The 13,596-nt window shown below is 68.5% G+C and carries 14 protein-coding genes; 10 read left to right on the plus strand and 4 right to left on the minus strand.

Going from position 1 to position 13,596, the window contains the following annotated elements; genetic code table 11:
- Positions 1–113 precede the first annotated feature (113 nt).
- Together B8W69_RS20530 and B8W69_RS20535 are read left to right on the plus strand one after the other, a co-directional pair.
- A complete protein-coding gene (locus B8W69_RS20530) occupies positions 114–650 on the plus strand; it encodes an MTB12 family secreted protein (protein WP_085291619.1) in 537 nt (178 codons plus the stop codon).
- 309 nt (positions 651–959) lie between these two features.
- Positions 960–1,481, plus strand: a complete 522-nt coding sequence (locus B8W69_RS20535) for an MTB12 family secreted protein (RefSeq protein WP_085291620.1) — start codon at positions 960–962, stop codon at positions 1,479–1,481.
- Here B8W69_RS20535 and B8W69_RS20540 read toward each other — a convergent pair.
- The 3 genes from B8W69_RS20540 to B8W69_RS20550 form a co-directional block, all read right to left on the minus strand.
- Entirely contained in the window at positions 1,475–2,371 is an 897-nt protein-coding gene (locus B8W69_RS20540; protein WP_085291621.1) for a sigma-70 family RNA polymerase sigma factor, read from the minus strand. The two genes, B8W69_RS20535 and B8W69_RS20540, sit on opposite strands and share 7 nt — an antisense overlap.
- Positions 2,368–2,964: a carboxymuconolactone decarboxylase family protein gene (locus B8W69_RS20545; RefSeq protein WP_085291622.1), complete on the minus strand. Its 597-nt coding sequence runs from the start codon at positions 2,962–2,964 to the stop codon at positions 2,368–2,370. Before B8W69_RS20545 ends, B8W69_RS20540 begins: the two co-directional genes overlap by 4 nt.
- Before the next feature lie 77 nt (positions 2,965–3,041).
- A complete protein-coding gene (locus B8W69_RS20550) occupies positions 3,042–3,356 on the minus strand; it encodes a type II toxin-antitoxin system VapB family antitoxin (protein WP_007770254.1) in 315 nt (104 codons plus the stop codon).
- A gap of 247 nt (positions 3,357–3,603) precedes the next feature.
- Here B8W69_RS20550 and hrcA point away from each other — a divergent pair, with 247 nt between their 5' ends.
- The 8 genes from hrcA to era are packed head-to-tail and all read left to right on the plus strand — an operon-like array spanning position 3,604 to position 11,862.
- The gene (gene hrcA, locus B8W69_RS20555; protein WP_064954092.1) at positions 3,604–4,635 is read left to right on the plus strand and encodes a heat-inducible transcriptional repressor HrcA; all 1,032 of its coding nucleotides are present in this window, start codon (positions 3,604–3,606) and stop codon (positions 4,633–4,635) included.
- Positions 4,636–4,693: 58 nt separating this feature from the next.
- Positions 4,694–5,842, plus strand: a complete 1,149-nt coding sequence (gene dnaJ / locus B8W69_RS20560; RefSeq protein ID WP_085291623.1) for a molecular chaperone DnaJ — start codon at positions 4,694–4,696, stop codon at positions 5,840–5,842.
- A 23-nt stretch (positions 5,843–5,865) separates the two neighbouring features.
- On the plus strand, positions 5,866–6,714 hold the full coding sequence (locus tag B8W69_RS20565) for a 16S rRNA (uracil(1498)-N(3))-methyltransferase (RefSeq protein WP_085291624.1): 849 nt from the start codon (positions 5,866–5,868) through the stop codon (positions 6,712–6,714).
- A 56-nt stretch (positions 6,715–6,770) separates the two neighbouring features.
- Entirely contained in the window at positions 6,771–7,829 is a 1,059-nt protein-coding gene (locus B8W69_RS20570) for a PhoH family protein (protein ID WP_085291625.1), read from the plus strand.
- Positions 7,830–7,848: 19 nt separating this feature from the next.
- Entirely contained in the window at positions 7,849–8,382 is a 534-nt protein-coding gene (ybeY, locus tag B8W69_RS20575; protein WP_085291626.1) for an rRNA maturation RNase YbeY, read from the plus strand.
- Positions 8,379–9,647: a hypothetical protein gene (locus B8W69_RS20580; protein ID WP_085291627.1), complete on the plus strand. Its 1,269-nt coding sequence runs from the start codon at positions 8,379–8,381 to the stop codon at positions 9,645–9,647. The genes ybeY and B8W69_RS20580 overlap by 4 nt, the downstream gene beginning before the upstream one ends.
- A 12-nt stretch (positions 9,648–9,659) precedes the next feature.
- Positions 9,660–10,970, plus strand: coding sequence for a hemolysin family protein (locus B8W69_RS20585; protein WP_085291628.1), 1,311 nt, complete (start codon positions 9,660–9,662; stop codon positions 10,968–10,970).
- Positions 10,963–11,862, plus strand: coding sequence for a GTPase Era (gene era, locus B8W69_RS20590; protein ID WP_085291629.1), 900 nt, complete (start codon positions 10,963–10,965; stop codon positions 11,860–11,862). Before B8W69_RS20585 ends, era begins: the two co-directional genes overlap by 8 nt.
- 197 nt (positions 11,863–12,059) lie before the next feature.
- Here era and B8W69_RS20595 read toward each other — a convergent pair whose 3' ends face one another.
- Positions 12,060–13,538 (minus strand): amidase, encoded by a 1,479-nt coding sequence (locus tag B8W69_RS20595; RefSeq protein ID WP_085291630.1) that lies wholly within the window; start codon positions 13,536–13,538, stop codon positions 12,060–12,062.
- Positions 13,539–13,596: the final 58 nt, after the last annotated feature.

Raw genomic sequence — 13,596 nt, forward strand, 5'->3', positions numbered from 1 at the left:
AAAATCCGGAGTCACAGGGCACACTTACACCATCTTCAACCATGAAGACCTGTGACCGTGTGCGGCGATCCGCAGGATTTCCGCCACGGTCCATGTGCATCGAAGGGGGACCTGTGAAATCCGTGAAGTCCATTGCCACGGGCGTGGCGGCACTGACCGCCATTGGCGGCGCCGCCGCCGGTGTGGCTTCCATTGCAGTACCGATCGGCCTCGATCAGGTGCAACTGGCTGCGGTCGGCGCGCCACTGCCGCAGGACCCGCCGCCGCCTCCGCCCCCGCCGCCGGGAGCGCCGGGCCAGTTGCCGACGGCGGATCAGTTGGCGAACCTTTGCAACCAAGTAACCGACCCCGGCGTTAACTACAGGGACAAGGCCAACCTCATTGAAAACGGCGTCAGTCAAAACGAGGGTATGGTGGCCGACCACGACCTGCGGAAGGCCTACCGGAACGGGAACTTCCCCGAGCAGTTCAACGTGACGAACATCGCTCCGGCGGGTCCGAATATGGCCCAGGCCGATGTGGCCATCACTGGGCCGAAGTTCGCCGGGCCGGTCAACAAGCACCTGGTGTTCGTCAACCAGGGTGGAAATTGGGTCTTGCAGCACGACGCGGCGCTTGCTCTGGTGCAGGCGGCGACGGCGACCAACTGAGACAGTTCAGCGAGTCCGTCTAGCAACACCGACGTTTCAAGCGGACCCCATGCGCCTCCGTGAGGCGGCGCATGGGGTTCTGCCTTTCAATTCCCCTGAATGACCGGTCGCCCCGGCGGCGTACCAAAGCACGTCCTCGCACAGCCCGCGCACAGTTGGCTCTTGTTTTTTCCACATCGGCTCGCCGTAACGTATCGGTGCCGAGACACGAAGTACCAGACGCAACGGGCACGCCTACACCATCTGAGCCGCCACGCCAGGCGGTGCGGATTGCAAAGCGTCGAATTCGTGCCCACCGAAGGGGGAACCATGAAGACCGTCAAGACCCTTGCCACCGCGGTGGCAGCGCTGGCCATCGTCGGGGGCGCCGCCGCCGGCGTGGCTTCCGTGGCGACGCCGAGTTCGCTGGCCGCTGGGGTGCGGCTGGCCACCGTCGGTGCGCCGCTTCCGCAGGATCCGCCGCCGGCGCAGCCGGTCGCCGGTGCTAACGTGCCGACTCCCGATCAGCTGACGGGCGTGCTGAACAGCCTCGCCGACCCGAACGTGTCGTTCAACAGCAAGGGCAATCTGGTGCAGGGCGGCATCAGTGGCATGGAAGCGCACGTCTCGGACAAGAAGCTGCAGAAGGCCGCCAAGAACGGCGATCTGCCGCTGTCGTTCGACGTCACCAACATCCAGCCGGCCGCGGCCGGTTCGGCGACCGCCGACGTCGCGGTCTCCGGCCCCAAGCTGACGTCGCCGGTCACGCAGAACGTCACCTTCGTCAATCAGGGCGGCTGGGTGCTGTCGCGGGCGTCGGCGATGGAGCTGCTGCAGGCCGCCGGTCAGTGATCAGCGCCCAGCGCGCGCAGGTCTAACCGGGCGATGCGCGCCGGATCCGCGAGCACATCGATCGTGCGGATCCGGCCGTCGCGCACCACGAAACCCATGACGGATGCCGCACGGCCGGCGATGAAAATCACCGCGCCGGCGGCGCCGTTGATGGTCGCGGCACGCGCCTCGCGCTCCGGGCCCGCGTAACCGCGGGCCAGCTCCGCCACCGAGGCCGCGCCCTGAGCGCGGAAGACGGGTGCGGCGGCGCCGAAGTCGCCCCGCAGCACCACGTCGGGATGGAGCACCGCGACCAGGCGGTCGAAGTCCCCACTGCGCCCCGCCGCGAAGAACGCGTCGACCACGTCGCGTTGCGCGGCCAACGCGCCGTCGGGAACCGGATCGGCCTGCTCGATCCGGCGTCGTGCCCGGCTGGCCAGCTTGCGGGCCGACTCCGGCGTCCGGTCGACGATGGCCCCGATCTGATCGAACGGCACGGTGAAGACGTCGTGCAGGACGAACGCCAGCCGCTCGGCCGGCGGCAACGTATCCAGCACCACGAACAGCGCCAGCCCCACCGCGTCGGCCAGCATCGCGCGGCGTTCGGGGTCGAATTCACCCTCTGCCTCGACGATCGGATCCGGCAGGTGATCGACCAGTTCATCGCCGCCGTGAGTCCGGCGGTCGCGCAACATGTTCAGGCAGATGCGCGCCACCACCGTGGTCAGCCAGGCGTCCAGGTTGGCAATGCCGTCCCCGCCGTCCGATTCGGCGCTGCGGTTCAACCGCAGCCACGCCTCCTGCACCGCGTCCTGGGCGTCGTCGATCGAGCCCAGCATGCGGTAGGCGATGGCGCCCAGCTGTGGCCGGGCCGCCTCGAAGCGTGCCGCCAGTGACGCCTCCGCCGTCACGGCCGATCGGTCTCGGCTAAGGCGCACACCCGGTCACCGGAAAAGCCCGACGACCCGATGTCAAGCGCGATGTTGAAACGGGCCCGAAGGTTGCCCAGCGTGATCACGTGGGTCAGGCCGACGAGCTGCGCGGCATCGAAATGCGCGCGCAGCGCGTCGAACAGTTCGTCGCTCACCTCGACCGGGGTGCGGCTGATCGCGGTGGCGTACCGCAGGATGAGCTTGTCGACGTCGGAAAAGCACGGCGCGTTCTGATAATCGGCGAGGGCCAACAGCTCTTCGTCGGTCATGCCCCAGCGGCGCGCGATCTGTGAGCCGAGGTCGATGCAGTATTCGCAGCGCACCGTCGTCGCCGCCTTGAGCTCGGCCAACGCCCGCTGGCGGGGGCTGAGCACGTCCAGCTTCGACTCGGCCTGCTCCAACCTGCCGTACGCGTTGAGCAATCGCGGGATGTGCGCATACATCCGCAGCGGTTCCAGCATCCCGGCGGTTTCCAGCCCGGTCATGTGCGCGAGCTTGCGCTTGGTGAAAAAGAAAGCGATCTTGGCGCCGAGGCCGGCGTCGCGGTCGGAGACTCCTTGCAGCCGTGGCATGGCGATCCTCCTGGCAAGTTGTGTTGCTAATCAACGTCCTTACTAGGTCGACACGCGGCGAGGTCCGAACGTGACAACTACCCGGGCGCGCCCAGCGGCATATCCATGTCGTACACGCGCGCGTGCAGCACGGTGCGGTTTCGCAGCGCGGCGCGCACCGCACGATGCAGGCCGTCTTCGAGATAGGTGATGCCCTTCCACCGCACCGCGTGCGGGAAGAGATCGCCGTAGAAGGTGGAGTCCTCGGAGAGCAGGCGGTCCAGCGCGAGCACCGTTGTGGTGGTGACCAATTCGTCGAGCCGGATCTGCTGCGGCGGTATCTGGGACCAATCCCGGTAGGACAGGTTGTGTTCGGGATACGGCTTGCCGTCGCGTACGCCCTTGAAAATCATCGGCCGACCTTTCCCGACTCATTGCTGCGGCCCGACCGGTTCATTCTGAAAAGGCTAGCCGGAGCGACTTTCGTCAGCACCGATGCGTGCGCAGAAAGTCGTCCGAGCGCCCCCGCCTTCTTCGCGGCGACGACGGGCCGTCATCCCAGCGGCTACCGAGTCCACCGAACCGCGCTGATAACGGTCGGTGCCGCCCGAGCCCGTAAAATGAATCCGGTCAACGCGGTATCGAAGGAGGTGGCGGCCGGTGGGAAGTGCCGATGACCGTCGGTTTGAAGTGCTGCGCGCCATCGTCGCCGACTTCGTCGCCACCAAGGAACCGATCGGTTCCAAGGCGTTGGTGGAGCGCCACAACCTGGGCGTCTCGTCCGCCACCGTCCGCAACGACATGGCGGTACTCGAGGCCGAGGGCTACATCACCCAGCCGCACACCAGTTCCGGGCGGGTGCCCACCGAGAAGGGCTACCGCGAATTCGTCGACCGGCTGGACGACGTCAAGCCCCTGTCCTCGGCCGAACGGCGCGCGATCCAGAGCTTCCTCGAATCCGGGGTCGACCTCGACGACGTGCTGCGCCGGGCGGTCCGGCTGCTGTCGCAACTGACTCGGCAGGTGGCTGTGGTGCAGTACCCCACGCTGTCGTCGTCGACGGTGCGCCACCTGGAAGTGATCGCCCTGACCCCGGCGCGGCTGCTGATGGTGGTCATCACCGACTCGGGCCGGGTAGACCAGCGGGTCGTCGAACTCGGTGACGTCATCGACGACCACGAACTTTCTCAGCTGCGCGAGATGCTCGGCCAGGCGCTGGTGGGCAAGAAGCTGTCGGCCGCCTCGGTCGCGGTGGCCGACCTCGCCGGACAGCTGCGCAGCCCGGACGGCCTGGGCGACGCCGTCGGCCGATCGGCGACGGTGTTGCTGGAATCCCTCGTCGAACACACCGAAGAGCGCCTGTTGCTCGGCGGTACCGCCAACCTGACCCGCAACGCGGCCGATTTTGGTGGCTCGTTGCGCTCCATCCTGGAAGCGCTGGAGGAGCAGGTGGTGGTGCTGCGGTTGCTGGCCGCCCAGCAGGAAGCCGGTAAAGTGACGGTGCGCATCGGCCACGAGACGGCCGCCGAGCAGATATTGGGCACCTCCGTGGTCACCACCGCCTACGGCACGTCCGACACCGTTTACGGGGGAATGGGTGTGCTGGGGCCCACCCGGATGGACTATCCGGGAACTATCGCCAGCGTTGCTGCGGTTGCCCTTTATATCGGCGAAGTCCTGGGTGCGCGATGAACGCGCACCGGCAGAGTGGGTTGGCGCGGGGTAAAGACCAGGTATAGGAGAGTCAAGCGTGGCACGCGATTACTACGGGCTGCTCGGCGTGAGCAGAAACGCCAGCGACGCGGAGATCAAGCGCGCGTATCGCAAGATGGCGCGCGAACTGCATCCCGACGTCAACCCTGACCAGGCCGCGCAGGCGAAATTCCAGGAGATCAGCGTCGCCTACGAGGTGCTGAGCGACCCCGAGAAGCGGCGCATCGTCGACCTGGGCGGTGACCCGATGGAGGGCGCGGCCGCGGCCGGCGGCGGCTTCGGCGGCGGCTTCGGTGGCCTGGGCGACGTGTTCGAGGCCTTCTTCGGCGGCGGCTTCAGCGGCGGCGCGACCACCCGCGGCCCCATCGGGCGGGTCCGGCCGGGCTCGGACTCGCTGCTGCGGATGCGGCTCGACCTCGAGGAATGCGCCACCGGCGTCACCAAGCAGGTGACGGTCGACACCGCGGTGCTGTGCGACCGTTGCCAGGGCAAGGGCACCAACGGCGATTCCGCGCCGGTGCCGTGCGACACCTGCGGTGGCCGCGGCGAGGTCCAGACGGTGCAGCGCTCGCTGCTGGGACAGGTGATGACCTCACGGCCGTGCCCGACCTGCCGCGGCGTCGGCGTCGTCATCCCCGACCCGTGCCACCAGTGCATGGGCGACGGCCGGGTGCGGGCCCGCCGCGAGATCAGCGTCAAGATCCCCGCCGGTGTCGGCGACGGCATGCGCGTGCGGCTCGCCGCCCAAGGTGAGGTCGGGCCCGGCGGCGGGCCGGCCGGTGACCTCTACGTGGAGGTGCACGAACAGCCCCACGACGTCTTCGTCCGGGAGGGCGACGACCTGCACTGCACCGTCTCGGTGCCGATGGTCGATGCGGCGCTGGGCGCCACCGTCACCGTCGACGCCATCCTGGACGGCGTCAGCGAGATCACCATCCCGCCGGGCACCCAACCGGCGTCGGTCATCACGCTGCGCGGCCACGGCATGCCGCACCTGCGGTCCGGCACCCGCGGCGATCTGCACGTGCACGTCGAGGTCGTGGTTCCGGCCCGCCTGGATCACCGCGACACCGAATTGCTGCGCGAGCTCAAGACGCGCCGCAGCCGCGACGTGCCCGAGGTCCGCTCGACCCACGCCGGCGGCGGCCTGTTCAGCCGGCTCCGCGAAACCTTCACCGGACGCTAGCCGGGAGCCGCGAAGGCGCGCACATGGTCGCGACCCTGTTCTACCTCGACGCTCTGCCGCAACCCGGCTCGCTCGCAGTGCTGGGCGGTGACGAGGGCTTTCACGCCGCCACCGTGCGACGCATCCGTCCCGGCGAGCGGCTCGTGCTCGGCGACGGCGCCGGAGCCCTGGCCCACTGCGAGGTGGAGCACGCCGGGCGCGACGGGCTGCGCGCGCGGGTTCTCGAGCGCTGGAGCGTCCCGCCCGGATCCCCGGCCGTGACGGTCGTGCAGGCGCTGCCCAAGTCGGAGCGTTCGGAGCTGGCCATCGAGCTGGCCACCGAAGCCGGCGCCGACGCTTTCCTGGCGTGGCAGGCCGCGCGGTGCGTGGCCAACTGGCAGGGCAACCGGGTCGACAAGGGGCTGCGCCGGTGGCGCGCCGTCGTCCGTTCGGCGGCCCGGCAATCCCGACGCGCGCACATCCCGCCGGTCGATGGCGTGCTGTCCACCGCGCAGCTGACGCGGCGGATCCGCGACGAGGTGGCCGCCGGCGCAACGGCGCTGGCCCTGCACGAGTCGGCCACCGACCGGCTCGCGGATATCGAGGTGGCACAAGCGAAATCACTGCTGCTCGTCGTCGGCCCCGAAGGGGGGATCGCCGACGACGAGATGGCGGCGCTGTCCGACGCGGGCGCGGCGGGGGTGCGCCTCGGTCCCCAGGTGCTGCGCACGTCGACCGCCGCGGCGGTGGCCCTGGGCGCACTCGGCGTGCTGACCCCGCGCTGGGACCGGCGCGGCGACATCCCGGCAAACGGCCTCACGCTGCAGGTTCGCGACACCGGTCCGTCGTCGAGTACGTTGCTGAACGCTGACCAACCCGGGCCCTCGGCGTAGACTGAGACGGCCCAGCAACCCACCGACAAGCCGAGAAAGCAGGCATCGAGAGCCACGTGACGCCCCGCGAGACCAGCGCTGCTGACGCAGCCGGAGCCGTCCCGGCCTCTGCTCAGGTTCGCAGCAGCATCGACGTTCCGCCCGATGTCGTCATGGGCCTGTTGGGTTCGGCGGACCAGAACCTGAGGGCCCTGGAGCGCAGTTTGAATGCCGACCTGCACGTGCGCGGCAACGCGGTCACCGTCGCGGGTGAGCCCGCCGACGTGGCGCTCGCCGAGCGGGTGATCTCCGAGCTCGTCGCCATCGTCGCCGGGGGTCAGCCGTTGACCCCGGAGGTGGTGCGGCACAGCGTCGCCATGCTGGCCGGCACCGACAACGAGTCACCGGCCGAAGTGCTCACGCTGGACATCCTGGCGCGGCGCGGAAAGACAATCCGGCCCAAGACGCTCAACCAGAAGCGCTACGTCGACGCCATCGACGCCAACACCGTTGTCTTCGGGGTCGGCCCGGCCGGCACCGGCAAGACCTATCTGGCGATGGCAAAGGCGGTCAACGCCCTGCAGACCAAACAGGTCAGCCGCATCATCCTGACCCGCCCGGCCGTGGAAGCCGGTGAGCGCCTTGGCTTTTTACCCGGCACGCTCAGCGAGAAGATCGATCCGTATCTGCGGCCGTTGTATGACGCGCTGTACGACATGATGGATCCAGAGCTGATCCCCAAACTGATGACCGCCGGAGTCATCGAGGTGGCGCCGCTGGCATACATGCGCGGACGCACCCTCAATTCCGCGTTCATCGTCCTCGACGAGGCGCAGAACACCACCGCCGAGCAGATGAAGATGTTCCTCACCCGACTCGGCTTCGGGTCGAAGATCGTTGTCACCGGCGACATCACGCAGGTCGACCTGCCCGGCGGCGCCAAGTCGGGCCTGCGCTCGGCGATGGAAATCCTGGACAGCGTGGAAGACATCCACGTGGCCGAGCTGACCAGCGTGGATGTGGTCCGCCACCGGCTGGTCTCGGAGATCGTCGACGCCTATGCGAAGTTTGAAGAGCCCGGTCTGGCGATGAACCGGGCGTCGCGGCGGGCAACGGGCTCGCGCGGTCGTCGATGATGGTGCGGTGAGCGGGTTTATGAGCATTGAGGTATCCAACGAATCGGGTATCGACGTCTCCGAAGCCGAGCTGATCAGCGTCGCGCGGTTCGTCATCGCCAAGATGGACATCAACCCGGCGGCCGAGCTGTCGATGGTGCTGCTGGACACCGCCGCGATGGCCGACCTGCACATGCGCTGGATGGATCTGCCCGGCCCGACCGACGTGATGAGCTTTCCGATGGACGAGCTCGAGCCGGGTGGTCGCCCGGACGCCCCCGAGCCGGGCCCGTCGATGCTGGGCGACATCGTGCTGTGCCCAGAATTCGCGGCCGGCCAGGCCGCCTCGGCGGGGCACAGCCTGGGGCACGAGTTGGCGCTGCTGACCATCCACGGGGTGCTTCACCTGATCGGCTACGACCACAGCGAGCCGGACGAGGAGAAGGAGATGTTCGCCCTGCAGGACCGGCTGCTGGAAGAGTGGGTGGCCGATCAGGTCGAGGCCTACCGCCAGGACCGCCAGGAGGAGCGGGACCGCCGATTGCTCGATAAGTCAAGGTATTTCGACAATTGAGGGCCCTCAAGATCCTGGCGGCAGCCGCCATCGCGTTCGCACCATTGTCGGTGTTGGTCACCACCACCGCCCCGGTGTCGCAGGCGGCCCCGTGTGCCGGAGCGGGATCCGACCCCGTCTCCTGCCAGCACTGCATGTTCTACGTGAACGCTTATCACACGGCGAACGTGTGCAACGAGGATCGCCGCGGGGTGCAGGGGCCCCCGAGCAACGCGCCCACGCGGGCCCCGGAAGTCCCCATCCCGGTGTACGAGCCGCCGCCGATGCCGCCGCCGGCGCAGAACCCGCTGGTCCTCCCGCCGCCCAACTCGGGTCAGAACGTGCCGGTGCTTCAGATCCCCCCGCCGGGCCCCGACGCGCCGCGCAACGCCCCGGTGGTGGCACCGCCGCGCGGGCTGGATGCGCCGTCGCTGGCGATCGCGGCGGCCAAGGCCGCGCCGGTGACCCGCGTCGACCCCGCCAACCCGCCGAAGCCGCCTACCCAGATCGATTTCGACCAGCAGGTGCAGAACGTCGTCAGTTCGCACCGGGAGAACGTCGACATCCTCAAGGTTGACGACCAGAAGTTCGTCCGCCCGCGCCATTGGGACTACCTCGACTACGACGACGCCTACCGCCGCCCGACCATCTACAACCCGCTCAATCAGCCGATCACCTTCCGCTACTTCTACAACGGCGCCTACCAGCAGGCGTACCTGCCGCGCGGAGCGCGCATGGTGCTCGACGCGACGACCGTCGGCGTCGTCCCGTTCACCGCGGCCGGCGACAGCTATGTGGCGGCCGGCAGCTTCTACGGCGGGGGGTCGATACCGCTGAACGGATACAACGGCCCGCCGCCACCCGATTACAAGCCACCCGCGCCCCCGAAGCTGTACGAGAACGTCACCGTGTTCGTCCCCGCCAAGGGCGAGACCGTCGAAGTGGGCCACGTGTCGGTGGTGGGTCACGACGGCAGCCAACCCGCGGGCGGCCAGGACACCTTCCTGCTCGACGACTCCACCCTGGCCTGGGGCCAGATCGACAACTCCACCAGCGCCCCCTCCCAGATCCGGGTTATCAAGACCCAGCCGACGCCCGGAGTCGGCCCGACCGACGACGGCAGCTTCTTGGTGCTGCTCGCCGTCCACCATCAGGAGCCCGGGCAACCCAACCAATCCATCTGGACTATGGCGCTGCGCTACGGTGGATTCGCGGTCGTGGTGTGCCTGGTCGCCTGGCTGCTCGCTCGCCGGAGCCGGACCGAGGAGCAGGACGCTGACACCTAGGTATGTCGAGAATTGACGGGCTGGTCTGAGCTGCTCGGCGCAGTCGCGCTGATTGCGCTGGGCGGACTGTTCGCGGCGATCGATGCGGCCATCAGCACGGTGTCGTTGGCCCGGGTTCACGAGTTGGTGCGCGACGAGCGGCCCGGCGCGGTGGCGTTGTCCAAGGTGATGTCGGAGCGGCCCCGCTACATCAACCTGGTGGTGCTGCTGCGGATCACCTGCGAGATCACCGCGACCGTGCTGCTCGTGGTGTTCCTCTACGACAACTTCGGGCTGCGCTGGGGATTGTTCGGCGCCGCGGCCATCATGGTGGTGACCAGCTTCGTCGTCATGGGGGTGGGGCCGCGCACCCTCGGCCGGCAGAACGCCTACTCCATCGCATTGACGACGGTGCTTCCGCTGCAGGCGATCTCGTGGCTGTTGATGCCGATCAGCCGGTTGCTGGTGGTGCTGGGTAACGCGGTCACCCCGGGGCGCGGCCTGCGGAACGGGCCGTTCGCCTCCGAGATCGAGCTGCGTGAGGTCGTCGACCTGGCCCAGCAGCGCGGCGTGGTCGCCGCGGAAGAGCGCCGGATGATCCAGTCGGTCTTCGAACTGGGTGACACCCCGGCCCGCGAGGTGATGGTGCCGCGCACCGAGATGATCTGGATCGAAAGCGACAAGTTCGCCAGCCAGGCGATTAACCTGGCGGTGCGCAGCGGACATTCCCGCCTCCCGGTGATCGGCGAGAACGTCGATGACATCGTCGGGGTCGTGTACTTGAAAGACCTTGTCCAGCAGACGGTTTTGTCGGGCGACGGCGGCCGGACCCCGCCGGTGTCGAAGGTGATGCGTCCGGCGGTTTTCGTGCCCGACTCCAAACCCCTGGACTCGCTGCTGCGGGAAATGCAACGCGACCGCAACCACATGGCGCTGCTCGTCGATGAGTACGGCGCGATCGCCGGCCTGGTCAGCATCGAAGACGTGCTCGAAGAGATCGTCGGCGAGATCGCCGATGAGTACGACCAGGCGGAGACGGCGCCGATAGAAGACTTGGGCGACAACCACTTCCGGGTGTCGGCGCGGCTGCCGATCGAGGACGTGGGCGAGCTGTACGACGTGGAATTCGACGACGATCTCGACGTCGACACCGTCGGCGGCCTGCTCGCCCTGGAATTGGGCCGGGTTCCGCTGCCGGGCGCCGAGGTGGTGTCACACGGCCTGCGGCTGCAGGCGGAGGGCGGCACCGATCACCGGGGCAGGGTACGGATCAACACCGTCCTGCTCAGCCCGAGCCAATCCGACAGTCCGTCCGATGGCGAGGAATCCGTGCAGCATGACTGAATTCCGTTCCGGCTTCGTATGTTTCGTCGGTCGTCCCAACACCGGGAAATCGACACTGACGAACGCGCTCGTCGGGACCAAGGTCGCGATCACCTCGATGCGGCCACAGACCACCCGGCACACCATCCGTGGCATCGTGCACCGGGACGACTTCCAGATCATCCTGGTCGACACTCCCGGACTTCACCGGCCGCGCACCCTGCTCGGCAAGCGGCTCAATGACCTTGTGCGCGACACCTATTCCGAAGTCGACGTAATCGGGCTGTGCATCCCGGCGGACGAGGCGATCGGTCCGGGCGACCGGTGGATCGTCGAACAGATCCGCGCGACCGCGCCGAGGACGACCCTGGTCGCCATCGTCACCAAGATCGACAAGACGCCCAAGGACCGGGTGGCCGCGCAGTTGATGGCGGTCAGCGAGTTGGTCGGTGGCTCGGCCGAAATCGTGCCGGTGTCGGCGGTGACCGGCGCGCAGGTCGACATCTTGATCGATGTGCTGGCCGCCGCGCTGCCGCCCGGCCCCGCGTACTACCCCGACGGTGAGCTGACCGACGAACCCGAAGAGGTCCTGATGGCCGAGCTGATCCGGGAGGCCGCGCTGGAGGGCGTTCGCGACGAGCTGCCGCACTCGCTGGCGGTGGTCATCGACGAGGTCAATCCGCGGGAGGGTCGCGACGACCTGATCGATGTGCACGCCCTGCTCTACGTCGAACGCGACAGCCAGAAGGGGATCGTCATCGGCAAGGGTGGCGCCCGGCTGCGGGAGGTCGGCACCGCCGCGCGCGCCCAGATCGAGAAGCTGCTGGGCACCAAGATTTATCTCGACCTGCGCGTCAAGGTCGCCAAGAACTGGCAGAGCGACCCCAAACAGCTTGGCCGACTGGGCTTTTAGCGGCCACAGCGGTTCTGTGCGGCTGACCCGCCCAACAGGTGGGTTTCATGCGTGCTAGCGCCGGTGCTAGCGCATGTGGGAAAGACCACATGCCAGGCAGAGGCTACGCAAAGTTCTGGTCCCGATAATCGGCCAGCGCATCGAGCAGGGGAGCGGTCGATTGGTCCACGCCGGCCGGGTAATCGGATTGTCAGCGGCTAATTGGCGCCGGGCGCATCGGTGGTCTGGTCCCACCACGACTGGGGCTGTTGGCTCGCCCATCCGCAGACGGCCTCCAGCTCGGCGGCAAGAGAAATCAGCATGCCCTCGCTGTTCTCCGGACCCATCAGCTGGACACCGATCGGCAGGCCCTCGGACGTGAAGCCCGCCGGAACGTTGATCGACGGCCAGCCCAGCACGTTCCACGGGAACGTCAGGGGGCACGCCGCGATCATGGCGCGGTCGGTGCCGAAGCCACTCAACCGGTCGAAGGCGCGCGCCAGCGGCGGCGGCTGCGCCGTGGTCGGCGCCAGCACCACGTCGACGATGTCGAAGATCGACCCCACCCGGCGTTGGTCGGCCGCTTCGTGGCGGCGGGCGGTGCGCAAGATCGCCTGCCCCAGCACCGCTCCCATGCGCAGGTTGGACAGGGTGCGGGGGTCCAGCACGACGCCGTCGCCCAGCCGCTCCTCCCAATCTCGCAGGCCCGAGGTGGAGCGGGCGAGAAAGTCCCAGGACAGCCGCATGCCGTAGTCGGGGTTGCCGGGCACCACGGTGTGGCCGAGCAGCTCGAGTTGCTTGCCGACGGCCCGCGTCGCGGCCAGGATCTCCGGGTGCAGCTTCGGCCGGAAGCCGGTGTACGGGAACCGGGTGGACAGCGCGATGTTCAGCGGGCCGGGGGCCTTGCCCACATAGTCGGACGCGGTCAGCGGGGGCGGCTTGTGCCGGTCGCCCTCGACGTTGCCCGACGCGGCGTCGAGCACCAGCGCCGCATCGGCCACGGTCCGGGCCAGCACGCCGTTGACCGTGATGCCGTTGAACGCCTCCGGCAACGGCCAGGTCGAGATGCGTCCGCGCTGCGGCTTGATGCCCACCAAATGCGTCCACGCCGCCGGAATCCGGATGCTGCCGGCGCCGTCGGAGCCGATGGCGGCGGTGACCAGTCCGGCCGCCACCGCGGCCGCGCTGCCGCCCGACGATCCGCCGGGGGTGTGCCGGCGCGACCAGGGGTTGCGGGTATGCCCGAAGCCGGGGCCGCTGGTGAACGGCCATTGGCCGAGTTCGCAGGTGTTCGTCTTGCCGACGATCACCGCGCCGGCCGCCTTGAGGCGGCGCACCACCTCGGCGTCGTGCGTGGCGGGGGCTACCGACCCCTCGGTCCCGAAGGCGGTGGGCACCCCGGCAACGTCGACATCGTCTTTGACCGCGATCGGGACGCCCAGCAGCGGGGCGGTGTCACCGGCCGCGCGGCGCCGGTCGGCCTCCGCCGCGTCTGCCAGCGCCGACTCGGTGAGCACCACCCGGAAGGCGTTCAGCGTGGGCTGGCTGGCGTGGATGGCGTGCAGGGAGCGACCCACCAGCGTGGTGGATGTCACTGAGCGGCTGGCCAGCTGATAGAGCAGGTCAGTGAGTGTGGGCAGGCGCCGGTGGCCGGATCCGGAAATGGACCCGGGACCCGACCCAGAAGCGCCAATCACGGGGTACGAGACTAACGGCGCGGATACCCGTAATGTCGCGGCGGGGTGCAAAACTATT

It is taken from the genome of Mycolicibacterium vulneris (genome assembly GCF_002104765.1).
In the GTDB taxonomy this organism is placed as follows: domain Bacteria; phylum Actinomycetota; class Actinomycetes; order Mycobacteriales; family Mycobacteriaceae; genus Mycobacterium; species Mycobacterium vulneris.

Coding starts and splice junctions, on each gene's coding strand:
- B8W69_RS20535 (WP_085291620.1), top strand. CDS start 960: ATGAAGACCGTCAAGACCCTTGCCACCGCGGTGGCAGCGCTGGCCATC.
- B8W69_RS20545 (WP_085291622.1), bottom strand. CDS start 2,964: ATGCCACGGCTGCAAGGAGTCTCCGACCGCGACGCCGGCCTCGGCGCC.
- B8W69_RS20550 (WP_007770254.1), bottom strand. CDS start 3,356: ATGATTTTCAAGGGCGTACGCGACGGCAAGCCGTATCCCGAACACAAC.
- B8W69_RS20565 (WP_085291624.1), top strand. CDS start 5,866: ATGGTCGCGACCCTGTTCTACCTCGACGCTCTGCCGCAACCCGGCTCG.
- ybeY (WP_085291626.1), top strand. CDS start 7,849: ATGAGCATTGAGGTATCCAACGAATCGGGTATCGACGTCTCCGAAGCC.
- era (WP_085291629.1), top strand. CDS start 10,963: ATGACTGAATTCCGTTCCGGCTTCGTATGTTTCGTCGGTCGTCCCAAC.